The sequence below is a fragment of the Halolamina pelagica genome, from assembly GCF_900115675.1.
GTDB lineage: Archaea > Halobacteriota > Halobacteria > Halobacteriales > Haloferacaceae > Halolamina > Halolamina pelagica.
Genome location: NZ_FOXI01000018.1, coordinates 1 through 23,253, shown reverse-complemented (window position 1 = coordinate 23,253; position 23,253 = coordinate 1). Strand labels below are relative to the sequence as shown.

Genomic DNA, 23,253 nt, shown 5'->3' with positions numbered 1-23,253 from the left:
TACTCAGTCCTCCTTTGAGTGCGTGTCGCTTTCGGGCGCTTTCTCCAGCTCCACGCGGTGGGGTTCGTAGCCGTGACGAGCGTAGAAGCGCCGGGCGGCCGCGTTGTCCGCGAGTACCTCCAGCGAGATGCGGTCGACGCCGGCGTCGAGCAGGCGGCGTTCGGCGGCTGCGAGCAGGTCGCCGCCGAGGCCGGTACCGCGGTGAGCCGGCCGCACGTAGATGTTCTCGATCACGCCGCGCTCGACGTCCTGCCGGTAGCTGTCGGTCTCGGGCGAGAACTCCACGAACCCCGCGAGGTCGCCCTCGGCGGTCCGGGCGACCAGCAGGCTCTGGGTGATGATCGCGCGGGCCAGCCCCTCTCGAACCGCCTCGCGGTTGGGTTCGGCCAGCAGGTGTGAGCCGTGTGCGCGCTGGCTGCGCGCGAGATCCACCCACAGCTCCGCGAGCCTGTCGGCGTCCTCGATGGTCGGCGCCTCGATCTCCATCCGTTCCCCCGTGCGTCCGCGGGGAGGTAAGAGCTATCGGCCGCGGTGACCACGCCGAGCAACTCCGAGCCCGTTCCCGATACGGGAGAGGGAAACGTTCAACCGCCGTCCGGCCGACCACTCGCGCATGGATCCCGACGAGATCGACCGGATCGCGGTGCTCGGCGCAGGCAACATGGGCCACGGTATCGCCGAGGTCGCCGCGCTGGCGGGCTACGACGTGACGATGCGGGACATCAACGAGGAGTTCGTCCAGAACGGCTACGAACAGATCGAGTGGAGCCTCGACAAGCTGGCCGAGAAGGACCAGATCAGCCGGGACGAGGCCGACGGCGCGCTGGATCGGGTCACCCCCGTCGTCGACCTCGAGGAGGCGGTCGGCGACGCCGACGTGGTGATCGAGGCCGTCCCCGAGAAGATGGACATCAAGAAGGAGGTGTACCGCGAGGTCGCCGAGTACGCGCCGCCGGCGGCCATCTTCGCGACGAACACCTCGAGCCTCTCGATCACGGAGCTCTCGGAGGTCAGCGACCGGCCCGAGCAGTTCTGCGGGATGCACTTCTTCAATCCGCCGGTGCGGATGCAGCTGGTCGAGGTCATCTCCGGCGCCAACACCGCCGACGAGACGCTGGACACGATCGAGGAACTCGCGGAGTCGTTGGGCAAGACCCCCGTCCGGGTCCGGAAGGACTCGCCGGGGTTCATCGTCAACCGCATCCTCGTCCCCCTGATGAACGAGGCGGCGTGGATCGTCGACGCCGACGACGCCACGGTCGCGGAGGTCGACTCCACCACCAAGTACGACCTCGGCCTCCCGATGGGGTCGTTCGAACTCGCCGATCAGGTCGGCATCGACGTGGGCTACCACGTGCTGGAGTACATGCACCAGGAGCTCGGCGACGCCTACCGACCCTGCCCGCTGCTGGCCGAGAAAGTCGAGGCCGAGGACCTGGGGAAGAAGACCGGCCGCGGCTTCTACGACTACGAGGACGGCAGCGTCGAAATACCGACCGACGCCGGCCGCGAGGACGTCCAGGAGCGCCTGCTGGCAGTGATGGCCAACGAGGTCGCGGGGCTCGTCGACGCCGACGTGGCCGACCCCGAAGCGATCGACCAGGCGGTCAAACTCGGCGCCGGCTTCCCCGACGGCCCGGCGAAGATGGCCGACGACTACGGGATCGACGCGCTGGTCGAGACGCTCGACGAGCTCTACGAGGCGACCGACGAGGAGCGCTACGAGGCCGAGGCGGCGCTGCGTGACCTCGCCGAGGCCGGCGACGGCTTCCACGGCAGCGCGGACGGCGAGACGGGCGGCGAAACCGAGTACGACGTGCTGAACGTCGCCGTCGACGGCCACGTCGGCCACATCGAGATCGCTCGCCCCCACCGGATGAACACGATCAGCGAGGAACTGCTCCACGAGCTCGACACCGCGATCGACGAACTCGACGCCCACGAGGACGTGCGCGCGGTGCTGCTCACGGGCGAGGGCGACCGCGCGTTCTCCGCGGGCGCGGACGTGCAGTCGATGGCCGCCGGCGGCGGCGACCCGCTGCACGCGGTCGAGCTCTCGAAGCTCGGCCAGGAGACGTTCGGCAAACTCGAGTCCCTCGACGCGCCGGTCGTCGCCGCCATCGACGGCTACTGCCTCGGCGGCGGGATGGAGTTCGCGACCTGTGCGGACCTCCGGGTCGCCAGCCGCCGGAGCGAGCTCGGCCAGCCGGAACACAACCTCGGGCTGCTGCCGGGCTGGGGCGGCACCCAGCGCCTGCGCCACATCGTCGGGGAAGGCCGGGCGAAGGAGATCATCTTCACCGCCGAGCGGTACGACGCCGAGGAGCTCGAAGAGTACGGCTTCATCAACGAGGTCACGGACGGCGAGGACCTGCTTGACCGCGGCTGGGAGCTGGCCCGCGATCTGGCGGCCGGGCCGCCGATCGCCCAGCGCTACACCAAGCGCGCGATGCTCGCCGGCCGCGACGACACCGACGCCGGCCTCGAAGTCGAGAGTCAGGCGTTCGGCCACCTGATGAACACCGACGACCTGATGGAGGGCGTCACCGCCTTCATGGGCGACGAGGAGCCGGAGTTCGAAGGGAAGTAGGCCACGACAGCCTCTCCCTCGGGCGGTAGAAAGAGTAGGGTTTATACGACCCGACCGAGCATATTCGAATGCGCTCGGTTGGTGTAGTCCGGCCAATCATTTCGGCCTTTCGAGCCGATGACCGGGGTTCAAATCCCCGACCGAGCATTCTGCCGCGAGCAACGGTCGCGAGCGGGCGAGCCGACTCGGCCCCGCGGCGCTGGGGGAGTAAGCGCGGCCCGGAGCGAGAGGCATATCCACCCTGCCCACCCACATTCGGTCATGGGCCTGGAGGACCTCCCGGAGGAGTGGACCGTCTGGACCGAACAGCGGGACGGGCGGGTCATCCTCGCGTACTGCCCGGACGTGTTCGACGCCGACGAGTTCCCCGCGGCGTGTCTTCCGACGATCTACGTCACGAACGGCTCGCGGGCCGACCGGCCCGGGGCGGGCCAGTACGCGACCGAGCAGTGGCACGCGACGCTGTTCGCCGAGCCGGAGGTCGAGATCGCCAACGAGACGCGGGAGAGTCGAGCGGCGGCCGTCGAGGCCGCCGTCGACGTGGCCGCGCGGTTCGCCGCCGGCGAGATCGACTACCGCGGCGCGTACCAGCAGCCTCGGGAGCGGTATCTCCACGAACTCGACGAACTGACTGGCCGTGTCTGAGCCGGTCTCGCGGCCCGTCGGGGGCGGGAGCCTTAACCCCGCCGCGTAGCTACGTTCGCGTATGACCACCGTCACGCTCGTCGGCGCCCGACTCGCCGAACCGGGCGAGGAGTTCGTCTACCAGGGGGAGTCGTCGGCCTGCGAGGGCTGTCCCTACCGTAGTCAGTGTCTCAACCTCGAAGAAGGGACTCGCTACGAGGTGACCGACGTGCGGGAGAACACGCAGATCCTCGACTGTGCGGTCCACGACGGGGGCGTCCGGGCCGTCGAGGTCGAACCGACCAGCATCCCGGCGAACGTCCTCTCGAAGTCCGCCTACTCCGGGAGCAAGGCCAAGCTGGCGGGTGAGTGTCCGCACTCGGACTGCCCCTCCCATCCGCTCTGTGTGCCGCTGGGCGCCGACTTCGACGAGGAGTACCAGATCGAGGACGTGGTGGGTGATCCCCCGCACGAGACGTGTGAGCTGGATCGGGACCTGACGCAGGTGGAGTTGGCGCCGAAGGAGTAGTCGCGGTCGGGCGTTCGCGTCGGCTTTTCGCTTACTCCAACACGACGAGCACGTCGCCCATGTCGACGCTCTCGCCCTCCTCGACGAGCACCTGCGAGACGGTGCCGCCGCGCTCGGCGTCGATGTCGTTCTCCATCTTCATCGCCTCGAGCACCGCGACGGTGTCACCCGGCGCGACCTCGTCTCCCTCCTCGACCTCGACCGACAGGACGGTCCCCTGCATGTCGACGGCGACGGACTCGCCGCCCTCGGGGATTTCCGGGGCGTCGCCGGCGGAACCGCCGTCGTCGCTGTCCTCGCCGCCCCCGCCGGCCTGCGGGGGGCGATCCTGACCGCCGCTGCTGGTTTCGGGCGTGGGGATCGCCGGCGCCCCTTCCTCCTCGAGGTTCACCTCGAAGCGCTTGCCGTTGACCTCGACGGTGAACTGTCGCTCGGTGGTCTCGGCGTCCTCGCTCTCGTCGCTCGTGTCCTCGGTCCCCCACGTCTCGACCGCCCCGTCGATCCGGGCCGGGTCGAGGTCCTCGTCGAGGTACTTCGTCGTGTGCGTCCCCGCGACGAAGGTGTCGTCCTCGAGCATCAGGCGGTGGAACGGCCCGATGGTGACCACGCCCTCGATGTCGTACTCCGCGAAGGCCCGCTGGGAGCGGGCGATGCACTCCTCGCGGTCGCCCGCGTGGACGATCAGCTTCGCGATCATCGAGTCGTAGTCGGTCACCAGTTCGTCGCCCGCCGAGAGCGCGTCGTCGACGCGGACGCCGATGCCGTCCGGCGTGTCGTAGGTGGTGAGCGTCCCGCCGCTCGCGGGCTGGAACTCCTCGTCGGCGTGCTCGGCGTTGATGCGGAACTCGATCGCGTGCCCCGAGAGGTCCACGTCGTCCTGCTCGAACGTGAGTTCCTCGCCGGCGGCGACCCGGAGCTGCCACTTCACGATGTCGATGCCCGTCAGTTCCTCCGTGACGGTGTGTTCGACCTGGATCCGGGTGTTGACTTCGAGGAAGTAGAAGTTCGCGTCGGGGCCGAGCAGTTCGCCGGCGTCGGCGTCGCGGTCCTCCTCCTCGACGAGGAACTCGAAGGTACCGGCGTTGTAGTAGCCCGCGGCGTCGGCGCCGCGGCGGGCGGCCGCACCGATCTCCTCGCGGAGTTCGTCGGTGAGCGCGGGGCTCGGGCCCTCCTCGATCACCTTCTGGTGGCGCCGTTGGAGCGAGCAGTCACGCTCGCCGAGGTGGCGGACGTTGCCGTGCTCGTCGGCGAGGATCTGCACCTCGATGTGTCGGGGGTTCTCGAGGTAGCGCTCGAGGTAGACGTTGGCGTTGTCGAAGTACGCCTCGCCCTCGCGTTTGGCCGACTCGAACTGACTCTCGGCCTCCTCGGGGCCGTCGACGATCTTCATCCCGCGGCCGCCGCCGCCGCCCTCGGCCTTGATGGCGATGGGGTAGCCGTGCTCCTCGCCGAACTCCGTGACCTCCTCGGCGCTCTCGGCCGGGTCGGTCGTCCCGGGGACGATCGGCACGTCCGCCTCGCGCATCGTCTTCCGGGCCTTGGTCTTCTCGCCGAGTTGCTCCATCGCGTCCGCGGCCGGGCCGACCCAGGTGATGTCGTCGTGGGCCTCGACCTTCCCGGCGAACTCGGCGTTCTCCGCGAGGAAGCCGTAGCCGGGGTGGATCGCGTCGGCGCCGGCCTTCTCGGCGGCCTCGATGACGGCCGCGTGGTCGAGGTATGAGTCGGCCGCGCGGGCGGGACCGACGTTGTACGCCTCGTCGGCGTAGCGAACGTGGCCGCCGTGTTTGTCCGCCTCGGAGTAGACGGCGACGGTGTCGACGCCCAGTTCCTCGCAGGCGCGCATGACTCGCACCGCGATCTCGCCACGGTTCGCGACGAGCACCTTATCGAACATTCTTGCAGGGGGTTCTCCCAGATGGGACGTGATTCTGTCGGTCCGTCCCGAGCAGATCAGTTCTCCTCGTGTTCGCCCTCACCGTCGTGGTCGTCCTCGTCGTCGCGACCCGCCAGCCCGGCGAGGTGGCCGGCGCTGGAGACGACCAGTTCCGCGCCCAGCGTGGCGGCGTTCTCGCTGCCCGGGATGGAGAAGACGGGGGTACCGTCGGCGACGCCGGCGGTGGCGCGCGTGGCCACGACCATCGTGCCGATCTCCTCGTAGGAGCGCCGGCGGAACAGTTCGCCGAAGCCGGGGAGCTCCTTGTCGAAAAGTTGTTCGACGGCCTCGACGGTCACGTCGTCGGGCGTGACGCCGGTGCCGCCGGTGGTGATCACGATGTCCACGTCGTCGCGGTCGGCGAACCGCTGGACGGTGCCCTGCACCTTGTCGTAGTCGTCGGGGAGGAGGTCGCGGGTGGCCACCTCGTGGCCGGCGCCCTCCAGCGCGTCGACGATCCGGTCGCCGCCGTCGTCGTCGTCGAGGGAGCGGGAGGAGGAGACGGTGAGGACGGCGACGCCGAGGTGCTCCTGGTCGTGGCTGTGGTGCTCGTGCGTGCCGGGTTGGTCGTGTTCGTGGGTTTCCGGGTCGTGGCTGTGGTCGTCGTTCGCGTGTTCGTCGCTCATGGTCCCGTGTCGGGTCGGGAGCTACAAAACTCCGGTCGCTCGCGTCACGCCGTGGCGCCAACCGTTATGCCCTCCCCGCCGCAACCCCTCCCCCATGAAGTCCGTCCAGTTCCACGGCCACGGCGGCCACGACGTGATCGAGTACGACGAGGTCCCGGAGCAGGACCCCGGTCCGGACGAGGTCAAGATCGACGTGAAGGCCGCCGCGCTGAACCACCTCGACGTGTGGACCCGGCGCGGGATGCCCGGCGTCGACCTCGAGATGCCCCACACGCCCGGCAGCGACGCGGCGGGCGTCGTCGTCGACGCGGGCGAGAACGTCGACCGGTTCGAGCGGAACGACCGCGTTGCCGTCTCTGCAGGCGTCTCCTGTGGCCACTGTGAGTACTGCCGGGACGGCGAGGAGTCGATGTGCGTGCGCTACCAGATCATCGGCGAACACCGCCCCGGCGTCCACGCCGAGTACGCCACGGTGCCGGCGGACAACGTCGTCCCCGTCCCGGAGGGCGTCGACTGGGAGGTCGCCGGCTCCGCGGCGCTGGTGTTCCAGACCGCCTGGCGGATGCTCGTCACCCGCGCCGACCTCCAGCCGACCGACTCGGTGCTCGTCCTCGGCGCCTCCGGGGGCGTGGGCCACGCGGCGGTCCAGATCGCCGACCACGTCGCCGGCGAGGTGTACGCCACCGCCTCAACCGAGGAGAAACTGGGGTACGCGGCCGACTGCGGCGCCGACCACGTCATCGACTACACCGAGACGAACTACGCGGACCGGATCCGGGAACTGACTGGCAAGCGCGGCGTCGACGTGGTGGTCGACCACGTCGCCGGCGAGTCGTGGACTGACTCGCTGGCGTCGCTGGCGAAGGGCGGGAAGCTGGTCACCTGCGGCGCGACCGCGGGCGGCCAGCCCCACACCAACGTGAACCGGATCTTCTGGAACCAACTCTCCGTGCTGGGGTCGACGATGGCCACCCCCGGCGAGGTCGACGACGTGCTCTCGCTGGTGTGGGACGGCACGTTCGAACCCCGGATCCGGGAGATCGTGCCCATGTCCGAGGCCGCCCGCGGTCACCGCATGCTCGAGGACCGGGAAGGCTTTGGGAAGGTAGTACTAAAGCCGGATAGTGAGCTCTGACGACGGCGACGACGGCGGGTACGTGCACACGCCCGGGGGCGTCGAGGGCGACGATGGGCCGGACGCGAGCGACGGCGAGAGTGGCGGCCCGAGCGGCTGGATCCTCGTCGGCGCCATCACGCTGGCGACGCTGGTGATCCCGGGGATCATCTATCTCTACCCCACGCTGCTGGCGGATCACGTGCCGTTCCTCGTCGCGATGCTGGCGCTGCCGTTCGTCCCGGCGCTCCTGCTGGGCGTCGTCGGCGTCTGGGCGATGAAGGGGTAGCTGGCGGTCGATTAGCGTTCGAAGCCGACGCTCCCGTCCGCAACCGTCTCGCCTTCCTGATCCCGCCGCATCGCGATCTCGAACCACGGACACAGCCGCAGTTGGCGGTACCACTCGGGCTGTTCGTACAGCAGGTCGTAGTCCGCCCAGAGCAGCCCTTCGATCTCCTCGGTGTCGGGATCGAGATCGGTTTCGGTCAGCGTGACCTGCAGCACCGCACAGACCTCCCATTCCAGCCCCTCGCGCTCGTAGCGGCGCTTGTACTCGAAGCGGTCCGTCACTTCGAGGTCGTCGTACTGGTCGGGCGTGACGCCGAGTTCCTCCTCCAGGCGCTGTTTCGTGGCGTCGACTTGGCTCTGCCCCTCGACGGGGTGGGAAGCGACCGTCCCGTCCCAGCAGGTGTCCCAGAGGCGCTTGTTCGCGGCGCGCTGGGCCAGTAGAATGCGCCCGTCTTCGTCGAACACGAGGGCAGTGAAGGCGCGGTGGCGCTGCCCCTCGCCGGTATGGGCGTCGAGGCGGTTCGCGAGACCGGTCGGCTCGTCGTCGCCGTCGACGGCGACCACGTCCTGCGTGGCGTTGGGGTGGGGCCCCTCGTCGGCGCCGGCACCCGAGTCGGCGTTCTCCGTGCTCATACGGGGTTCATCGGCCACCGGGGGTAAGGTCGCTTCGATGCCGGGCGGGGCGGTCGCCGCCGTATCAGCTCAGGCGTCGACGCCCAGCTCCTCGAGCAGCGTCAGCGCCGCCGCGTGGGAGGAGCCCGGCCCCCGTGCGGTGACGAGGTCGCCGTCGACGGTGACGGAGGTGTCCGAATCGAGTTCCGCGTCCCAGTTCCCGCCGGCGGCCGTCACCTCGTCCTCGACCCAGTAGGGGAGCTTCCGGCCGTCGGGCATCAGGTCGTTCTCGTCGACGATGCCCTCCTCCCACGCGTTCGGGAAGCCGGTCACGTCGCGACCCTCGACGAGCAACTCGCCCGCGGAGTCGCGGGCGAACGCGAGGATGCCGACGGTGTGGCAGACGACCAGCGCCGTTCCGTCCTCGCCCTCGACGGCCGTCCGGAGGGCGGCACGGGCGTGGCTGTCCTGTGTGATGTCCCACTCCGCGCCGTGGCCGCCGGGGAACACGACCGCGTCGTAGCTTCCGGGCTCGGCCGCGGCCAGCGGCGTCGGATCGTTCAGGCGGTCGTCGGTCTCGTGGATCTCGCGGAGGCGATCGGCCTCCGCCTCGCCGATGTCCTCGGGGTCGAGCGAGCGCTCGTCGACGACCGGCGGGTTCCCGGTCGGCGTCGCAACCGTGATCTCGACGCCGGCGTCGGTGAGCGTCGTGAGCGGGTCGATGCACTCCTCGGCCCAGTACCCTTCCTCGCTGACGATGAATAGCGCGTCGGTCATGCACTCAATCCTCGGGGAGTGCGAGGGAAAAGGCCTCCCGCCGTGGCACGGCCTCCGCCCGTCGGAGGACTTTAGGTTCCCAGTCGCTCGTCCAGGATCAGCCGGGTCGTGCTTTCCTCGACTTCCTCCTGCTCGCGGGCGCGGGAGATGAGTTCGTTCACCGCGCGCGTGTCCACGCAGTCGACGACGAGCACGATGTCGTCCTCGCCGGAGACCTGCCAGACGAAGTCGACCTCCTCCCAGTCGGCGAGGCGCTTCCCCACCTCGTCGGTGTTCACGTCCATCGCGACCGAGATCTCGATCATCGCCTTCACGTTCCCGGTCCGGGTGGTGACGGTGAACCGCTCGATGACGCCGTCCTCGACCATCCCCTCGACGCGGTTGCGCACCGTTCCCTCGCTGGTGCCCACCTGCTCGGCGATCTCGGTGTAGGGGGTCCGTGCGTCCCGCCGGAGGACGTTCAGGATCTCCCGATCGAGTTCGTCCATACAGGCCCGTGTCGCTCCCTCGGGATACCGGTTACGAATTTCGTAAGAATCCTTCGAACGACACAGTTATTACGCTAGATGAGTACGTTTCTCGTAATGAGCGCGTACATCGCGCTGGCCGACGGTCGTGTCGTGGAGGGACGCTCGCGTGCTCCCGGCACGGATCGGGGCGAGCTGGTGTTCACGACGGCGTACACCGGCTACGAGGAGAGTCTGACCGACCCCTCCTACGCCGAACAGGTACTGACCTTCTCCTACCCCCTCATCGGGAACTACGGGGTCCGCTCGGAGCGGTTCGAGTCCGACGCCGTCACGCCCCGCGTCGCGATCGCCCGGGAGTTCACCGACGACGTGGCCGACTGGCTGGCGAGCGAGGGCGTGCCGGCCGTCGACGCCGTCGACACCCGGGAGCTCGTGACCGCGATCCGCGAGCAGGGGGCGATGCGGTGTGGCGTCGCCGCCGGCCCGGACGCGACGCCGGAACAGGCCCGCGAACAGCTCGACCAGTGTGTCGAGATGAGCGACCACGTCGACATCGGCGCGCAGGTCAGCGTCGACGAACCGCAGGTGTACGAGGGAAGCGGACCGCGCGTCGCCCTGCTCGACTGCGGCGCGAAGCAGTCCATCGTCGACTCGCTGACCGCCCGCGGCGCCGAGGTCCACGTGATGCCCTACGACTCGACGCCCGCGGCCGTGGCCGAGCGCGAGCCGGACCTCGTGTTCGTCTCGAACGGGCCGGGCGACCCGGCGAACTTCGAAGCGGCCGGCGAGGTCGTCGACGAGTTCGCGGGCGAGACGCCCATCGCGGGCATCTGTCTCGGCCAGCAGGTCGTCGCCCGGTCGCTGGGCGGCGCGACCGAGAAGATGGAGTTCGGCCACCGCGGGCTGAACCAGCCGGTTCGCGACCTCGAGACCGACCGCGTGATCATGACGACCCAGAACCACGGCTACAGCGTGGCCGACCCCGGCGACCTTGCGGTCACGCAGGTCAACGTCAACGACGGCACCGCGGAGGGGCTGGCGGGCGTCGACATCGACGTACTCACGCGGCAGTACCACCCCGAAGCCAACCCCGGCCCGCACGACTCGCTCGACTTCTTCGACGACGTGCTCGACCTGGCGGACTGTCGAACCCCCGCGGTCGTCTCGGACTGATCCGGCCCGCCGCACCGGCCGCCGTCTCGTCGCCGCGCCCCGATCGTGTCGTCGCCGCGCCGACTCGGTAAAACGTTCTTCAGGACACGTTTTAGTCGCACTCGGCACAACGTGTGCCCATGTCCAACGTTGACACCGTCCCCGACGGGTACGTCGAGGTCGCCGACGCGGACACCCTCCGCGAGGAGGGCCGCACCGTCGCCAGCGCCGGCGGGACGCCGGTCGTCGTGTTCCACCACGAGGGCGAGTTCCGCGCGGTCAACAACCGCTGTCCGCACATGGGCTTCCCGCTCTCGGAGGGTAGCGTCGACGAGGGCGTCCTGACCTGCGAGTGGCACCACGCGCGCTTCGAACTCTCCTGTGGCGACACGTTCGACCCGTGGGCCGACGACGTGGAGAGCTACCCGCTCGAAGTCGTCGACGGCACGGTGTACGTCGACCCCGACCCCCAACGCGACGAGCCGCCGGCGGTTCACTGGACCGAGCGACTGGAGGACGGCCTCGAACAGAACCTCCGGCTGGTACTCGCGAAGTCCGCGATCGGGCTGCTCCGAGCGGACGTGGACCCCGAGAACCCCTTCGAGACGGCGGTCGTCTTCGGCACCAAGTACCGCGAGGGCGGGTGGAGCTCCGGGCTGACGATCCTGACGGCGCTGCTGAACCGCATGCCCGACCTCGACGAGGCCGACCGCGAGCGAGCGCTGTATCAGGGGCTCGTACAGGTCGCGAGCGACTGCGCGGACCAGCCGCCGAAGTTCGACCAGGAGGCGTTCGAGGCCACGGACGTGCCGTTCTCCCGGCTGAAGTCGTGGTTCCGGGAGAACGTCGAGGTGCGCGACGCCGACGGCGCCGAGCGCGTGCTGCGGACCGCCGTCGCCAACGGCTGCTCGCCCGAGCAGCTCACGGAGATGCTGACCGCGGCGGCGACGGACCACCGCTACATCGACACCGGCCACCGGTTCGACCACCTGAACAAGGCGACCGAGGCGCTGGACCACGTCGGCTGGGACCACCCCGAGACCGCGGACGTGCTGGCGTCACTGGTCCGCGGCCTCGCCGACGCCCAGCGCAGCGAGGAGCTCTCCTCGTGGCGTCAGCCCGACGATCTCGCGGGCCGCAGCGCCGAGTCGTTCGACCGCATCGACGAGATGGTCGCCGAGGGCGAGGGACAAGAGTGGACCGAGCCCGACGACTTCACCGACCGACTCCACAGCGAGGAGCCGGAGGAAGTGTACGACGCGCTCGACGGCGCGATCAGGAACGGCGCGACCGTCGAGCAACTCGCCAGCGCGGTCGCGTTCGCCGCGGGGAAGCGCGTCGCACGGTTCTCCACCGCGAACGAGTTCAACGACTGGAACACGGTCCACCACACGTTCACGTACGCGAACGCGGTCCACCGCGCGGCCCAGCGGGCGCCGACGACCGAGCTCTACCGCGGGGTGTACGACGCGGCGACGAACGTCTACCTCGACCGGTTCCTCAACACGCCGCCGGCGCCCGAGCCCGCCGGCGACGCCGACGCCGATCCGGACGCGGAGATCGAGGGGCTGGGCCGCTGCTTCGAGATGGAGGGCGAGGTGAACGCCGCGGGCACTCACGCCGCGAACTTCCTCGACGCCGGCGGCGACCCCGAGCGCCTGAAGGCGGAACTCGGTAACGCACTCCTGCAGGAGGACACCGGCTTCCACACGTTCCAGGCGCTCGAAGCCGGGCTCCGGCAGTTCGACCTGCGTGACGATCCCGAGGAGCGCCGGGTCCTCGCGACGGCGGTCGCGCGCTACCTCGCGGCGCACTACCCGACCCGGCGCGAGCGCGAGCAGACCTACTCCATCGCCTCGCGGCTCCACCGCGGTGAGCGGATCCACGAGGCCGCGGGTTCGGAGGCGGCCGCCGACGACTGAGCGCCGCCGACCGAGCGCGAGCGATTTGCCGGCGCACAACCTTTTTCAGGCGCGTACGCCTCTGATACGTATGAGCTACGACGCGGTCGTGTTCGACAACGACGGCGTTCTGGTGGACACCACCGACTACGACGTGCTGCAGGAGGCGGCCTGGCGTGCGTTCGAGCAGGCGGGCGTCGACGACCCCGATCCCGAGCACGTCGAGGAGGTCGTCGTCGGTGTAACCCCGGAATCGCTGTCGGAGATCTGTGAGCTGTACGACCTCTCCGTCGAGGAGTTCTGGCGGGTTCGCGACCGGGCCTCACACGAGGCTCAGCGCGAGCACGTCCACGCCGGCGGGAAGCCGCTGTTCGACGACGTGTCGACGCTGTCGGGTCTGGACCTCCCGATGGGTGTGGTGAGTTCCAACCAGCAGGAGACGGTCGACTTCCTGCTCGATCACTACGGCGTCTCGGGGCTGTTCGACACTGCCTACGGTCGCCAGCCGACGATGGCCGACCTCCGGCGGAAGAAGCCCGACCCGCACTTCATCGAGCGGGCGCTCGCGGATCTGGACGCCGAGGACGCGCTCTACGTCGGCGACCGGGAGAGCGACGTGACGGCGGCGTTCAACGCCGGCGTTGACTCGGCGTTCATCCGCCGGCCACACCGCCGGCACCACGAGCTGTCGGTCGAGCCCGACCACGTCGTCGACGACCTACACGACGTGCGGGCGCTCTGTCGGTAGTTCTCCGGGGCGTTCGAACCCGTCGACGCCGGCGGAAGCGTTAGGCCCGCGCAACCCCAACACGAGCTATGAGCGAGAGCGACACGGGAGCCGAGAGATCCGACGCCGAGTGGCGCGAGGAGCTCTCCGACGAGGAGTACGAGATCCTGCGCGAACGGGGCACCGAGGCCCGGTTCAGCGGCGAGCACGTCGACCGCGACGACGACGGCGTCTACCGCTGCAAGGGCTGTGGCGAGGTGCTGTTCGACTCCGAGACGAAGTTCGACGCCGGCTGTGGCTGGCCCAGCTTCTACGCCGCCGAGAACGACGCCGTCGAGACACAGGAGGACACCCGCCACGGAATGACCCGGACCGAGGTCGTCTGCGCGAACTGCGAGGGGCATCTGGGCCACGTGTTCGACGACGGGCCGGAACCGACCGGGAAGCGCTTCTGTATCAACTCGGTCGCGCTGGAGTTCGAGGACGAGGCGTAACTGCGACTGCCCCGGGGCGAGCGCTTTTCTCCCGTCCGTCGGAACTGCCGAACATGGCTGACCCGACGCTGCTGTTGACCCACACCGTCCCGCCGGAGACCAGCGAGGAGTTACTCGACGCGCTCCGGGCGGAGGTTCCGGACGCCGAACTGCTGACGGCGGCGACGCCCGAGGAGACCGCGGATCTGCTCCCCGCGGCCGACGCGCTGATCACCGGGCGTCTCGACGCCGATCTGCTCGCCGACGCCGAGATCGAGTGGGTGCAGGCGCTCTCGGCGGGCGTCGATAGTTACCCACAGGATGCGCTGCAGGAGCGCGATATCGCGCTCACCAACGCCTCCGGGGTCCACGCGGAACCCATCGGCGAGCAGGTGCTCGGCGGGATGCTGGCGTTCGAGCGCGGGTTCCTCGACGCGATGGCGCAGAAGGAGCGCAACAGTTGGGAGCGCGTCGAGGGTGGCGAACTCCACGGGAAGACCCTCGGCATCGTCGGCGTCGGCGCGATCGGGAGCCGGGTCGCCGAACTCGGGTCGGCGTTCGGGATGGAGGTGCTCGGGACCAAGCGCGATCCCGCTTCGGCTCCCGACGCGGTTGAGGAGTGCTTCGGCCCGGACGGCCACACCGAACTCTGCCGGCGCGCCGACCACCTCGTGCTCGCCTGCCCGCTGACCGAGGAGACCGAGGGCCTCATCGGCGCCGACGAACTCCGCCTGCTCGACGGCGACGCCGTGCTCGTGAACGTCGCCCGCGGCGAGGTCGTCGAGGAGGACGCGCTGGTCCGGGCGCTGCAGTACGGCTGGATCCGCGGCGCCGCGCTGGACGTGTTCGAGACCGAACCGCTGTCGGCGGACTCGCCGCTGTGGAACCTCTCGAACGTGCTGCTCACGCCCCACATGGCCGGCTCGACGCCGAAGAAGGCCGAGCGGTGGGCGGAGATCATCGGGGAGAACTACCGGCGCTTCGGCAGCAACGGGGCGTTCGTCAACCGGATCTGCTGACTCCACCGCGGAGGTCCGACTACGGGAGGTACCGCACGCTGACCACGCCCGGCTCCGACCGGATCTCGACACGGTTCACCCCGAGGCGGGCCGCCCGGCTCAGCGTCGTCTCGCGGTCGTCGAGCACGTCCTCGACGGCCGCCCCGGTCTCGTCATCGGGGACGGTGATGACGTGGAGTTCGCCGATCCCGGCCCGTTCCTTCCGGGTGAGCTCACCCACCTCCTGCTCGGCAGCGAGCTCCCGTTCGTGCTTCGTCGGCGGCTCCCGGCTCTCACCGATCGACAGCGAGCGGCGCTCCTCGATCTCGATCAGTTCCGCCGTCACGTCGAGCGGTGGCTCCGGGGCGACGACGCCCTCGACGGCGTCGTCCTCCGAGAGCCCGGGGTTCGAGGAGAGCGTGTGGACCTGTCCGCGCTCGACGTCCCGCAACACTGCGCTGTCGTCGGCGGCGTGCGTGACGAGGAACGTCCCCTCGGTCTCGCCGTTGATCTCGGCGTCGCTCATACCCCTACTGGGCGCCCGAGCCCCTTCCGGATTTCGTCCGCGGCCGGCGTCGGGGGCCGGGATCAGCGGCGCCACCGGTGGACCGCGAGGATCGCGGCTGCGGCGGCGGCCGGGATCAGGGGCGAGGCGATCGGCGGAACCGCGTAGAGTGCGGCGAGGACGGGCGCGAACGGCCCGGACGGCGCGGGGCGCGTGATCGTCTCGCCGTCGAGCGTGAACGTCTCGGGCATCGACGCGACCAGCCCGAGATACAGCGCGAGGAGGAAGAGGTAGCCGGCGACCGCCAGCAGCGGCTCGTAGTTCCGCGGGGGTTCGAACGCGCCGTCATCGGCCAGCCCGCGGCGGCGCGTCCGGGCGGCCAGCAGGACCGGCCCCACGACCGGGAGCACCGCGAGCAGCCCCAGCAGCGCGATGAACGACCGCGAGAGCGTGAAGTTGCCCCCGCGGGCGCCGGCGGTCTGGCCGAACACGACGACGATCGCGAGCACGCAGGCCAGCGCGAGCAGCAGCGTCGTGAGGCCGGCGACGAGCACGTACGACCGGAACAGCAGCGAGTCGCTCCGCCGGAACGCGTAGGGGAACGCGCCGAGGATGCCGCCGTAGTCGTCTGCCATCGTCCGTGGTTGTGGGTGGGCGGAGTTAAACGCCGCGAGGCCGGCTCGCGATCCGCTGGGCGCGGGCCGAGCGAGCAACCCTTTTTCTAATAGGGGGACGTGAGTCAGCATCTGGATGGTCTCGCTCCCGGACTCGTTCTCGGACCTCTCCCGCCGCCACAGGCTCGTCGCCTACTACGCGGTGGGGCTGGTAGCGATGGTGCTGTTTCTCACGGTCGTCTACTTCTACGGGATGCGGACCCTGGAGGGCGAGGGGCCGGAGTACACGGTGTTCAACGCGCTGACGACGGTCGTCGAGACGATGACGACGACGGGGTACGGCGCCGACTCGCCGTGGAGCCACCCCCTGATGAACCTCTACGTCGTGTTCGTCCAGCTGAGCGGGATCGCGGTCGGCTTCTTCACGCTCCGACTCGTGATCATCCCGCTGTTCACGGGCGCGGAGGTCGACCTCGACAGCCGGCTCTCGCCCAAGCGCGACCACGTGATCATCTGCGAGTACAGCCGCGACTCCGCCGTGCTGCTGGACGAACTCCGGGAGTTGGACGTGGACTACGTGCTCATCTCCTCCGACGAGGCCGAGGCGAAGGCGCTCGCCGACGACGGCTACGCGGTGATCCACGGCTCGCCGCAGGACGCCGAGGCGTTCGAGCGTGCGAGCATCGACACCGCGCGGGCGGTGATCACCGACGCCGACGACGCCAACGTCAACACGATCCTGACGATCCGGTCGGTCCGCGAGGACGTCGACGTGATCGCGCTGACCGACGACAGCGAGATGGAGCGTGTCCTGCACTCGGTCGGCGCCGACACGGTGCTCTCGCCCCACGGCGTGCTCGGCCGCCGACTCGCGGACAAGGCCGTCGAGTCGTTCACCGCCGAGGTCCGCGAGACCGTCGAACTCGGCGGCGACATCGAGATCGCGGAGGTGCCGGTCTCCCACGGTAGCCCGCTGGTCGGCAGCCGGATCCGGGAGTCGGCGGTACGGGAGCGCACCGGCGCGAACATCATCGGCGCGTGGATCGACGGCGAACTCCAACTGCCGCCCGACCCCGACGCGGTGATCCGGGACAACACCGTCCTGCTGGTCTCGGGACGCCCCGAGAGCTTCGAGACCCTGAGCGAGTTCACTCGGCCGGCCCGGACGGTCGGGCAGCACGACCGCATCGTGATCGCGGGGTTCGGCGAGGTGGGACAGGCCGCCGCCACGGTGGTCGCGGCCGCCGGGATCGAAACGACCACTGTCGACATCACCGAGCGCGAGGGCGTCGACGTGGTCGGGGACGTGAGCACCCGCGACACCCTTCGGGAGGCCGGCGTCGACGACGCCGACGCGATCGTGATCGGCCTGCCGGAGGACTCGCAGTCGCTGCTGACGGCGGTGCTCGCACAGGAGATGAACCCCGACATCGAGGTGCTGATCCGGGTAACCGACGCGGAGGCGACCCGGAAGGCGCTGAGTGCCGGCGCCGACTACGTGCTGTCGGTGCCGCGGGTGAGTGCCCGGATGATCGCGAAGGCACTCCGGGGGGAGGCGATCCTCGATCCCGGCGGGCAGATCCGGCTGATCCGCGTGCCGGCGACGCCCTTCGCCGGGTCGACCATCGCCGAGTCGGGGATCGCCGAGACGACCGGCTGTCGGGTCGTCGCCGTCACGGACGAGGCCGGGAAGACGACGGTTGTCGACCCACAGCGAGCGCTCTCGGCTGGGGACGAACTCACGCTGGTCGGGAGCGACGAGTCGGTCCGGCAGTTCCTGAAGCGGTACGACGTGACGCCGGCGGAGAACGGCGAGTTGAGCTGACTACTCCGCCCGGGGGAACTCGCCGATGGTGTCCTCGCGGAACGCGTCCTCGTCGAACTCGTACTCCCCGTCGAGGAAGTCGACGACGGTGTGGGTGTCCCGCATCGCGTTCTTCAGGCAGGTCGAGGCGCCCGGCGAGGGCGTGATGTTGAAGATCACGTCGTTGCCGACGATCTTCGCCTCGCCCATGTCCAGCGACTTCTGCTCCGTGTCGACGATCTGGGGGCGGACGCCGCCGTACCCCTTCGCGCGCTCGATGTCGTCGAGTTCGACGCTGGGGACGACCTTCTGGACGTGGGGCAGGAACTGCCGCGGGCCGACCTCGGGCACGTCGTAGACGAGGTTCCGGAGCACGTACGGCAGGAGAATGCGGTCGGCGAGGATGTTGGCGTAGCTCAGGAACGAGGCGACGTTGAGGCCGAACACGTCGAGGAAGTCACCCACCGTGGAGATCCGGCCGCGTTCGAGCGCGGGGACGAGCTTCGCGGTCGGCCCGAAGCGGGTGATCGAGCCGTCGTGGACGTCGGCGTCGCCGTGGACCGCGGCGAAGGGGAGTTTCTTCATCTGGAGGGTGTACACCTTCCCGTTCAGCAGGTCGTCCGCGAGGAAGAAGCTCCCCGCGACGGGCAGGAGCACCTTGTCCTGGCCGTAACCCAGCTCCTTGGCCATCTGGAGGCTGTGGGAGCCGGCGGCGACGACCGTGGCGTCGGTGTCGAAGCGCCCGGCCCCGTCGGTCGCGATCGTGTGCCCCTCGAGCGTCGGCGTGATGTCCGTGACCTCCGTCCCGGTGTACACGTCGACGCCGTCGTCGTCCGCGACGGCCTCGACGAACGACCCCGCGGTCGCGCCGTAGTCGACGACGTAGCCGTCCGGCGTCTGGAGCGCGAGCATTTCCGTGTCGGGGTCACGCCCCTCGACGACCTTGGGTTCGAGCTCCGCGATCTCCTCGCGCCCGATCGGCCGGAGTTTGGGGAACAGGTCGCCGAACCCCTCCTCCTCGTAGCGCCGCTCGAGGCTCTCGACCTCCTCGTCGCCGACGCCGAGCACCATCTTGCTGCGCTTCGCATGCATCTCGCGGTCCGGGTCGTGGTTCTCCAGGTAGCCCGCGAGGAGCTCGGCACCCTCCTTGACCTCCTCGGCCTTCTCGAGGGTGTAGTTCGTCTCGATGTCGCCGAAGTGCAGCGTCTGGGAGTTGTTCGTGTGGTGGGTGTTGATCGCGCCGATCTCCGGCTCCTTCTCGATCAGCGCGATCGAGTCGATGTCGGTGAACTTCGCGGTCGTGTACAGCAACGACGCCCCACTGATGCCGCCCCCGACGATGACGAGGTCGTACTCTCCGGACATAATTTAGGCGTTACTCCGACGCTCGCACTCCGCACGGATAACGGACCCCTTTTCGCCGTCGTGTTCGACGATCGACGTGATCGGTATCGACGGGAGACCGGTCGACTCAGGCGGCGCCCGACACCCACTCGACGACCGGGACGAACAGTCGCAGATCGAGCGCGACGACCAGTACCGCGCCGACCACGTCGAAGACGAGATCGAACGCCGTGTCCCGCCAGCCGTAGTGGACGAGCACCGGTTCGATGTCGTACCGGTCGGCGATCTCGCGGGCGATCAGTTCGCCCACCTCCCAGAGGACGCCGAGGACGGTCGTGCCGAGCAGCGTGATGGCGGCGGCACCGCTCCACCCGGCCACGAGCACCGCCGCGTACAGCAGTGCCGCGGCCAGTGCCGCCGAGAGCGTGTGCGTGAGGTGGTCCCACCACCAGACCGACTCGTAGCGCCCCAGCATCCCGAGCGCGTGGAGGAAGCCGGCCACCGCGACCCAGAAGGTCAACCCCGCGAGCCGGGTCGGCTGATCGCCGTCGCGGAGTACCACCGGAAGTGCGGCGAAAACGAGCACGAGGGCGACGGCGGCGGCGGTGTTGACGACCGCCGCCGTGTCGCCGCGGCGGTAGCCGACGTAGAGGGCGGCCAGCTGTGCCGCGCCGACGAGGGCGACGCCGACTGTCAGGGCACCCATCGCTCTACTGGTGAGGGCTCACACCACACGGAAGTAACTTCTGCACCGTCACGCCCGGGCGTCGTCGGGCTCGGCGCCGTCGAGGTAGCGGTCGGGGACCCGTGCCAGCAGCGACGGCGACACACGGCCCGGGAGTACCTCGGTCGCGAGCAGGTGTGCGACCTGCGGGAGCACGCGCCGCGAGGCGACGTAGACGGCCCCGACGCCGAGTGCGGCGATCACGACCGGCCGGAACGGCGACCCGACGTGGAGCCAGAGCGGGACGGCGAGCCCGACCGAGAGCAGCAGGTCCTCCGGGGCGCCGTCGTAGCGCACCCACCGACGCGGGGCGATCCAGCGCCCGCGGTAGTGGTCGTAGACGGCCCGCTCGGAGGTCGCTTCCCAGGGACGAAGCTCCAGCCCCCCGCCGAACACGTCGACGAGGCTGTGACTCGCCGCCGCGGCGAGCAGGAGCGCGGCGCCGACGGTCGCCGCCGTCGGACTGACGACCGCACCGACGGCGGCGACGACGGCGAGCAGGCTGTAGCCGACCGGGTAGTGCAGCGTCTTCCGGTGGCCCACGTACAGGTCCAGGTCCGGCAGGATCCCGCCGGCTAGCCCCGCTCCCAGCGCGACGGCGGCGTACTCCGGCGCGAGCACGGCCACCGGCAGCGCGAGGAGCATCCCGAACAGCGCGTGGGTCGGGAGCATCATCGTGTCCTTCCATATCGGACAGATACCTATGAAGGTGTCGTGTGAGACAGTCACACGGTTCGGCGCTGGCGCCGTCGATAGACGCCGTCGCTCCCCTGCTAGCGACGATCAGCACAAAAACGGACCGCGGAACGGGAACCGAGGCGACCTCCCTCAGCCCTGCACCTCGATCTCGGTGCCGGTGACGGTCGCGTCCGCCACGATCGGCAGCCGGACTTCGAGGATGCCGTTGTTGTACTCGGCGGCGATCTCCTCGTCGTTGATGGACTTGGGGAAGCGGAACCGACGGTGGTAGGTGCGCCGGCGGCCACGCTGGGTGTCCTCGTGCTCGGCGGCGATGTTCAGGACACCCTCGTCCCAGGAGACGGAGATGCTCTCGGGATCGAATCCGGGCATCTCGACGCTCAGGACGAACTCCCCGTCCTCCTCGAACAGTTCGTAGTCGGTACTACCGGTTTCGAACAGTCGACTCGGGAGATCGAGCCCCTGCGTCCAGGAACTGGTCAGGTTCTCTGGTAGCGCCATGGCTGATCACCTCGACTGCACGCGTCGATTGTGCACGAGCGTTAATGAAGGTTATTAATCATGTTTGGGACGAACCTGTCGAAACGAGAAAACCGGGGGCAGCGGCGGCCTCGTTGCGGTCGGCTGGGTCGATAGCGGCTGACCGGCGACCTATTCGTCGTCCGTGTCGCTGTCGTCGTCCACTGTGTCGCCATCGGCCTGTTCGACCTCCTCGCTCACCTTCTGGCTGACCTCCTCGCTCACTTCCTCGGAAACCTTGTCGGCGACGTCGTCGACCTCCTGGCTGACGGTCTCCTCGACCTCCTCGCTGACTTTCTCCGAGACTTCCTCGCTGACTTTCTCCGAGACTTCCTCGCTCACTTCCTCGGAGACCTTGTCGACTTCCTTGCTGACGGTCTCCTCGACCTCCTCGCTCACCTTCTGGCTGACCTCATCGCTCACTTCCTCGGTCACCTTCTCGGAGACCTCCTCGCTGACTTTCTCCGAGACTTCCTCGCTCACGGTGTCGGTGACGGTCTCGGATACCTCCTCGGTCACCTGATCGACTTCCTCGCTGACGGTCTGTTCGACCTCCTGACTCACCGTCTCGCTGACCTTCTCGGTCACCTCTTGGGTCATCCAGTCGGGGTCGAACCGCGCCATCTTCCAGGCGATGTGGATGATGTAGGAGAGCAGGACGCCGAGGCCGAACGCGACCCCCACGGCGGTCCCGAGCTCGAGAATGAGGATGATCGCAACGAAGATCGTCAGCCCGTAAGCCAGGTCGACACCGAAGTCGACACGGGAGGCCTTCATCGACGCCACCTCCGCGAGCGCGCAGACTGTCGTCTTTGGTCCATACTGGATGACGGAGTTCCAGACAGGTATACCCATCTCTCCCGGCCCGCGTGGCCGCGGTGATCTCCGGCGGGATCGGTCCAACGGCTTAAGAGCGACGCGCCGTTGCTCCCTGTATGGTCGAGGTTCTTCTCATCCTGGGTATCGTGGTCTCGCTGTTCGTCGGGTTCAACATCGGCGGCTCGACGACCGGTCCGGCGTTCGGGCCGGCGGTCGGGTCCGACGCCATCTCCAAGACCGGCGCCGCGACGCTGATGGCCGTCTTCTTCTTCGTCGGCGCGTGGACGATCGGGCGCCGCGTCGTCGACAAGCTGGGGGAGGAGCTCATCACCAGCGCGAGCGTGTTCACGATCGAGACGAGCATCGTCGTCCTCTTCTTCATCGGCGGCGCGCTGTTCATCGGCAACTACTTCGGCGTCCCCGCGTCGACGTCGATGACCGCCGTGGGCTCCATCGCCGGCCTCGGCGTCGCGACCGGTTCGCTCGACTGGGTCGTCATGGGCGAGATCGCCGTCTGGTGGATCGTCGCGCCCATCGTCGGCTTCTGGGTCTCGGGGATGATCGGCCGGTACCTCTACCCGCGGATCAACCAGTGGGTCGCCATCGACAGCAGCGAGGGAGCGCTGATGGAACTCGACCGGTCCGGCACCGTGCCACGACTGGTCTCCGGCCCCAACACGACCCGACGGGAGATGGTCGGCGGGATCGTCGTCATCACGATCGGCTGTCTGATGGCGTTCGCCTCGGGCACGTCGAACATCGCGAACGCCATCGCGCCGCTGGTCGGCGCGGGCGTCGAGATGGAGATGATGATCCTGCTCGGCTGTGCCGCCGTCGCCGTGGGCGCGTTCACGATCGCGCGCCGAACGCTCGACACGCTGGGCAACGACATCACCGACCTGCCGCTGACGGCGGCGATCGTCGTCGCGATCGTCTCCTCGACCATCGTGATCGGGCTCTCGGCGATCGGCATCCCCGCCTCGTTCGTCATCATCGCCACCACCTCCATCGTCGGCCTCGGCTGGGGCCGAGCGACCCGGACGGCGACGCTCTCGGGCGGGGTGCGCGGCGAGGAGTCGACGAGCGTCTCCGTCGGCGCACTGGCCGCCGAGGAGCCGGGTGAGGAGGCGCCCGGCATCGGCGAGGAGGACCCCGAGGACATCCCGGCGGCGTCGGACCTGTTCGATCCGTCGACGACCGGTCGGGTGCTGCTGATGCAGAACGTGGTGCCGGTGCTCTCGACCGTCGGCGCCTACGTCGCGTTCACGGTCCTGTTCCGCTTTCTCTGGTAACGGCTGGACGCTCGCGGACGCGTCGACTCGTCGTCAGTCGGCGTCGTCGGACGGCGTCTGACTCCCCGCGGGGCTCGATCCCTCGCTGTCCCCGGCGTCGATGCTCCCCATCTCGGGGG

General features: G+C 69.2%; 25 protein-coding genes and 1 tRNA gene. 13 read left to right on the top strand and 13 right to left on the bottom strand.

All coding sequences use genetic code 11. From position 1 onward, the window contains the following. Positions 1-3: 3 nt before the first annotated feature. Complete coding sequence (locus BMZ83_RS14565) at positions 4-486, bottom strand: GNAT family N-acetyltransferase (RefSeq protein WP_074880267.1); 483 nt, start codon at positions 484-486, stop codon at positions 4-6. Positions 487-613: 127 nt separating this feature from the next. Between BMZ83_RS14565 and BMZ83_RS14560 the strand changes: the two genes are divergently transcribed. The 4 genes from BMZ83_RS14560 to BMZ83_RS14545 all read left to right on the top strand — a co-directional run bounded on the left by BMZ83_RS14560 (position 614) and on the right by BMZ83_RS14545 (position 3,743). Continuing rightward, entirely contained in the window at positions 614-2,590 is a 1,977-nt protein-coding gene (locus tag BMZ83_RS14560; protein WP_074880264.1) for a 3-hydroxyacyl-CoA dehydrogenase/enoyl-CoA hydratase family protein, read from the top strand. Positions 2,591-2,662: 72 nt separating this feature from the next. After that, positions 2,663-2,737: transfer RNA gene (locus BMZ83_RS14555), tRNA-Glu, on the top strand. Between the two features lie 114 nt (positions 2,738-2,851). After that, on the top strand, positions 2,852-3,235 hold the full coding sequence (locus BMZ83_RS14550) for a DUF5820 family protein (protein WP_074880261.1): 384 nt from the start codon (positions 2,852-2,854) through the stop codon (positions 3,233-3,235). Positions 3,236-3,296: 61 nt separating this feature from the next. Next, positions 3,297-3,743 (top strand): UPF0179 family protein, encoded by a 447-nt coding sequence (locus BMZ83_RS14545; RefSeq protein ID WP_074880259.1) that lies wholly within the window; start codon positions 3,297-3,299, stop codon positions 3,741-3,743. 31 nt (positions 3,744-3,774) lie between these two features. On the opposite strand, the gene BMZ83_RS14540 is transcribed toward BMZ83_RS14545, so the two are convergent. Together BMZ83_RS14540 and BMZ83_RS14535 are read right to left on the bottom strand one after the other, a co-directional pair. Next, positions 3,775-5,637, bottom strand: coding sequence for an acetyl-CoA carboxylase biotin carboxylase subunit (locus BMZ83_RS14540; RefSeq protein WP_074880256.1), 1,863 nt, complete (start codon positions 5,635-5,637; stop codon positions 3,775-3,777). A 56-nt stretch (positions 5,638-5,693) separates the two neighbouring features. Then, positions 5,694-6,302: a MogA/MoaB family molybdenum cofactor biosynthesis protein gene (locus BMZ83_RS14535; protein ID WP_074880253.1), complete on the bottom strand. Its 609-nt coding sequence runs from the start codon at positions 6,300-6,302 to the stop codon at positions 5,694-5,696. Positions 6,303-6,396: 94 nt separating this feature from the next. On the opposite strand from BMZ83_RS14535, the gene BMZ83_RS14530 reads away from it, so the two are divergent. Together BMZ83_RS14530 and BMZ83_RS14525 are read left to right on the top strand one after the other, a co-directional pair. Further along, positions 6,397-7,437, top strand: coding sequence for a zinc-binding dehydrogenase (locus BMZ83_RS14530; protein ID WP_074880250.1), 1,041 nt, complete (start codon positions 6,397-6,399; stop codon positions 7,435-7,437). Then, positions 7,427-7,705: a hypothetical protein gene (locus BMZ83_RS14525; protein WP_074880248.1), complete on the top strand. Its 279-nt coding sequence runs from the start codon at positions 7,427-7,429 to the stop codon at positions 7,703-7,705. The genes BMZ83_RS14530 and BMZ83_RS14525 overlap by 11 nt, the downstream gene beginning before the upstream one ends. 11 nt (positions 7,706-7,716) lie before the next feature. On the opposite strand, the gene BMZ83_RS14520 is transcribed toward BMZ83_RS14525, so the two are convergent. The 3 genes from BMZ83_RS14520 to BMZ83_RS14510 all read right to left on the bottom strand — a co-directional run bounded on the left by BMZ83_RS14520 (position 7,717) and on the right by BMZ83_RS14510 (position 9,581). After that, positions 7,717-8,337 (bottom strand): NUDIX hydrolase, encoded by a 621-nt coding sequence (locus BMZ83_RS14520; protein WP_074880245.1) that lies wholly within the window; start codon positions 8,335-8,337, stop codon positions 7,717-7,719. A 69-nt stretch (positions 8,338-8,406) separates the two neighbouring features. Further along, entirely contained in the window at positions 8,407-9,093 is a 687-nt protein-coding gene (locus BMZ83_RS14515) for a type 1 glutamine amidotransferase domain-containing protein (RefSeq protein ID WP_074880242.1), read from the bottom strand. Positions 9,094-9,164: 71 nt separating this feature from the next. Next, a complete protein-coding gene (locus BMZ83_RS14510; RefSeq protein WP_074880239.1) occupies positions 9,165-9,581 on the bottom strand; it encodes an Lrp/AsnC family transcriptional regulator in 417 nt (138 codons plus the stop codon). Between the two features lie 96 nt (positions 9,582-9,677). On the opposite strand from BMZ83_RS14510, the gene carA reads away from it, so the two are divergent. The 5 genes from carA to BMZ83_RS14485 all read left to right on the top strand — a co-directional run bounded on the left by carA (position 9,678) and on the right by BMZ83_RS14485 (position 14,835). After that, positions 9,678-10,736, top strand: coding sequence for a glutamine-hydrolyzing carbamoyl-phosphate synthase small subunit (gene carA, locus BMZ83_RS14505; protein WP_074880236.1), 1,059 nt, complete (start codon positions 9,678-9,680; stop codon positions 10,734-10,736). A 119-nt stretch (positions 10,737-10,855) separates the two neighbouring features. Next, positions 10,856-12,637: a Rieske (2Fe-2S) protein gene (locus tag BMZ83_RS14500; RefSeq protein ID WP_074880233.1), complete on the top strand. Its 1,782-nt coding sequence runs from the start codon at positions 10,856-10,858 to the stop codon at positions 12,635-12,637. 70 nt (positions 12,638-12,707) lie between these two features. Further along, entirely contained in the window at positions 12,708-13,364 is a 657-nt protein-coding gene (locus tag BMZ83_RS14495) for an HAD family hydrolase (RefSeq protein ID WP_074880231.1), read from the top strand. A gap of 68 nt (positions 13,365-13,432) precedes the next feature. Then, on the top strand, positions 13,433-13,837 hold the full coding sequence (msrB, locus tag BMZ83_RS14490) for a peptide-methionine (R)-S-oxide reductase MsrB (RefSeq protein WP_074880228.1): 405 nt from the start codon (positions 13,433-13,435) through the stop codon (positions 13,835-13,837). A 53-nt stretch (positions 13,838-13,890) separates the two neighbouring features. Next, positions 13,891-14,835 (top strand): D-2-hydroxyacid dehydrogenase, encoded by a 945-nt coding sequence (locus BMZ83_RS14485; RefSeq protein WP_074880224.1) that lies wholly within the window; start codon positions 13,891-13,893, stop codon positions 14,833-14,835. Positions 14,836-14,854: 19 nt separating this feature from the next. Here BMZ83_RS14485 and BMZ83_RS14480 read toward each other — a convergent pair whose 3' ends face one another. Continuing rightward, the gene (locus tag BMZ83_RS14480) at positions 14,855-15,340 is read right to left on the bottom strand and encodes a DUF5812 family protein (RefSeq protein ID WP_074880221.1); all 486 of its coding nucleotides are present in this window, start codon (positions 15,338-15,340) and stop codon (positions 14,855-14,857) included. A gap of 62 nt (positions 15,341-15,402) precedes the next feature. Next, the gene (locus BMZ83_RS14475) at positions 15,403-15,954 is read right to left on the bottom strand and encodes a hypothetical protein (RefSeq protein WP_074880218.1); all 552 of its coding nucleotides are present in this window, start codon (positions 15,952-15,954) and stop codon (positions 15,403-15,405) included. A 115-nt stretch (positions 15,955-16,069) separates the two neighbouring features. On the opposite strand from BMZ83_RS14475, the gene BMZ83_RS14470 reads away from it, so the two are divergent. Beyond that, entirely contained in the window at positions 16,070-17,758 is a 1,689-nt protein-coding gene (locus tag BMZ83_RS14470) for a potassium channel family protein (protein WP_074880214.1), read from the top strand. On the opposite strand, the gene BMZ83_RS14465 is transcribed toward BMZ83_RS14470, so the two are convergent. The 5 genes from BMZ83_RS14465 to BMZ83_RS14445 all read right to left on the bottom strand — a co-directional run bounded on the left by BMZ83_RS14465 (position 17,759) and on the right by BMZ83_RS14445 (position 21,800). After that, entirely contained in the window at positions 17,759-19,102 is a 1,344-nt protein-coding gene (locus BMZ83_RS14465; RefSeq protein ID WP_074880211.1) for an FAD-dependent oxidoreductase, read from the bottom strand. A gap of 106 nt (positions 19,103-19,208) precedes the next feature. Then, complete coding sequence (locus tag BMZ83_RS16985) at positions 19,209-19,787, bottom strand: hypothetical protein (protein WP_074880207.1); 579 nt, start codon at positions 19,785-19,787, stop codon at positions 19,209-19,211. Positions 19,788-19,835: 48 nt separating this feature from the next. Continuing rightward, on the bottom strand, positions 19,836-20,480 hold the full coding sequence (locus BMZ83_RS14455) for a hypothetical protein (protein ID WP_074880205.1): 645 nt from the start codon (positions 20,478-20,480) through the stop codon (positions 19,836-19,838). 153 nt (positions 20,481-20,633) lie between these two features. Next, the gene (locus BMZ83_RS14450; RefSeq protein WP_074880202.1) at positions 20,634-21,005 is read right to left on the bottom strand and encodes an Hsp20/alpha crystallin family protein; all 372 of its coding nucleotides are present in this window, start codon (positions 21,003-21,005) and stop codon (positions 20,634-20,636) included. A gap of 150 nt (positions 21,006-21,155) precedes the next feature. Then, positions 21,156-21,800: a hypothetical protein gene (locus tag BMZ83_RS14445; protein ID WP_074880199.1), complete on the bottom strand. Its 645-nt coding sequence runs from the start codon at positions 21,798-21,800 to the stop codon at positions 21,156-21,158. Between the two features lie 158 nt (positions 21,801-21,958). Between BMZ83_RS14445 and BMZ83_RS14440 the strand changes: the two genes are divergently transcribed. Next, complete coding sequence (locus BMZ83_RS14440; RefSeq protein WP_074880195.1) at positions 21,959-23,134, top strand: inorganic phosphate transporter; 1,176 nt, start codon at positions 21,959-21,961, stop codon at positions 23,132-23,134. Positions 23,135-23,253: the final 119 nt, after the last annotated feature.

Excerpts from the sequence above, each read along its gene's own strand:
- BMZ83_RS14565 (WP_074880267.1), bottom strand. The coding sequence starts at position 486 with ATGGAGATCGAGGCGCCGACCATCGAGGACGCCGACAGGCTCGCGGAG.
- BMZ83_RS14560 (WP_074880264.1), top strand. The coding sequence starts at position 614 with ATGGATCCCGACGAGATCGACCGGATCGCGGTGCTCGGCGCAGGCAAC.
- BMZ83_RS14550 (WP_074880261.1), top strand. The coding sequence starts at position 2,852 with ATGGGCCTGGAGGACCTCCCGGAGGAGTGGACCGTCTGGACCGAACAG.
- BMZ83_RS14545 (WP_074880259.1), top strand. The coding sequence starts at position 3,297 with ATGACCACCGTCACGCTCGTCGGCGCCCGACTCGCCGAACCGGGCGAG.
- BMZ83_RS14540 (WP_074880256.1), bottom strand. The coding sequence starts at position 5,637 with ATGTTCGATAAGGTGCTCGTCGCGAACCGTGGCGAGATCGCGGTGCGA.
- BMZ83_RS14535 (WP_074880253.1), bottom strand. The coding sequence starts at position 6,302 with ATGAGCGACGAACACGCGAACGACGACCACAGCCACGACCCGGAAACC.
- BMZ83_RS14530 (WP_074880250.1), top strand. The coding sequence starts at position 6,397 with ATGAAGTCCGTCCAGTTCCACGGCCACGGCGGCCACGACGTGATCGAG.
- BMZ83_RS14520 (WP_074880245.1), bottom strand. The coding sequence starts at position 8,337 with ATGAGCACGGAGAACGCCGACTCGGGTGCCGGCGCCGACGAGGGGCCC.
- BMZ83_RS14515 (WP_074880242.1), bottom strand. The coding sequence starts at position 9,093 with ATGACCGACGCGCTATTCATCGTCAGCGAGGAAGGGTACTGGGCCGAG.
- BMZ83_RS14510 (WP_074880239.1), bottom strand. The coding sequence starts at position 9,581 with ATGGACGAACTCGATCGGGAGATCCTGAACGTCCTCCGGCGGGACGCA.
- carA (WP_074880236.1), top strand. The coding sequence starts at position 9,678 with ATGAGCGCGTACATCGCGCTGGCCGACGGTCGTGTCGTGGAGGGACGC.
- BMZ83_RS14500 (WP_074880233.1), top strand. The coding sequence starts at position 10,856 with ATGTCCAACGTTGACACCGTCCCCGACGGGTACGTCGAGGTCGCCGAC.
- BMZ83_RS14495 (WP_074880231.1), top strand. The coding sequence starts at position 12,708 with ATGAGCTACGACGCGGTCGTGTTCGACAACGACGGCGTTCTGGTGGAC.
- msrB (WP_074880228.1), top strand. The coding sequence starts at position 13,433 with ATGAGCGAGAGCGACACGGGAGCCGAGAGATCCGACGCCGAGTGGCGC.
- BMZ83_RS14485 (WP_074880224.1), top strand. The coding sequence starts at position 13,891 with ATGGCTGACCCGACGCTGCTGTTGACCCACACCGTCCCGCCGGAGACC.
- BMZ83_RS14480 (WP_074880221.1), bottom strand. The coding sequence starts at position 15,340 with ATGAGCGACGCCGAGATCAACGGCGAGACCGAGGGGACGTTCCTCGTC.
- BMZ83_RS14475 (WP_074880218.1), bottom strand. The coding sequence starts at position 15,954 with ATGGCAGACGACTACGGCGGCATCCTCGGCGCGTTCCCCTACGCGTTC.
- BMZ83_RS14470 (WP_074880214.1), top strand. The coding sequence starts at position 16,070 with ATGGTCTCGCTCCCGGACTCGTTCTCGGACCTCTCCCGCCGCCACAGG.
- BMZ83_RS14465 (WP_074880211.1), bottom strand. The coding sequence starts at position 19,102 with ATGTCCGGAGAGTACGACCTCGTCATCGTCGGGGGCGGCATCAGTGGG.
- BMZ83_RS16985 (WP_074880207.1), bottom strand. The coding sequence starts at position 19,787 with ATGGGTGCCCTGACAGTCGGCGTCGCCCTCGTCGGCGCGGCACAGCTG.
- BMZ83_RS14455 (WP_074880205.1), bottom strand. The coding sequence starts at position 20,480 with ATGATGCTCCCGACCCACGCGCTGTTCGGGATGCTCCTCGCGCTGCCG.
- BMZ83_RS14450 (WP_074880202.1), bottom strand. The coding sequence starts at position 21,005 with ATGGCGCTACCAGAGAACCTGACCAGTTCCTGGACGCAGGGGCTCGAT.
- BMZ83_RS14445 (WP_074880199.1), bottom strand. The coding sequence starts at position 21,800 with ATGAAGGCCTCCCGTGTCGACTTCGGTGTCGACCTGGCTTACGGGCTG.
- BMZ83_RS14440 (WP_074880195.1), top strand. The coding sequence starts at position 21,959 with ATGGTCGAGGTTCTTCTCATCCTGGGTATCGTGGTCTCGCTGTTCGTC.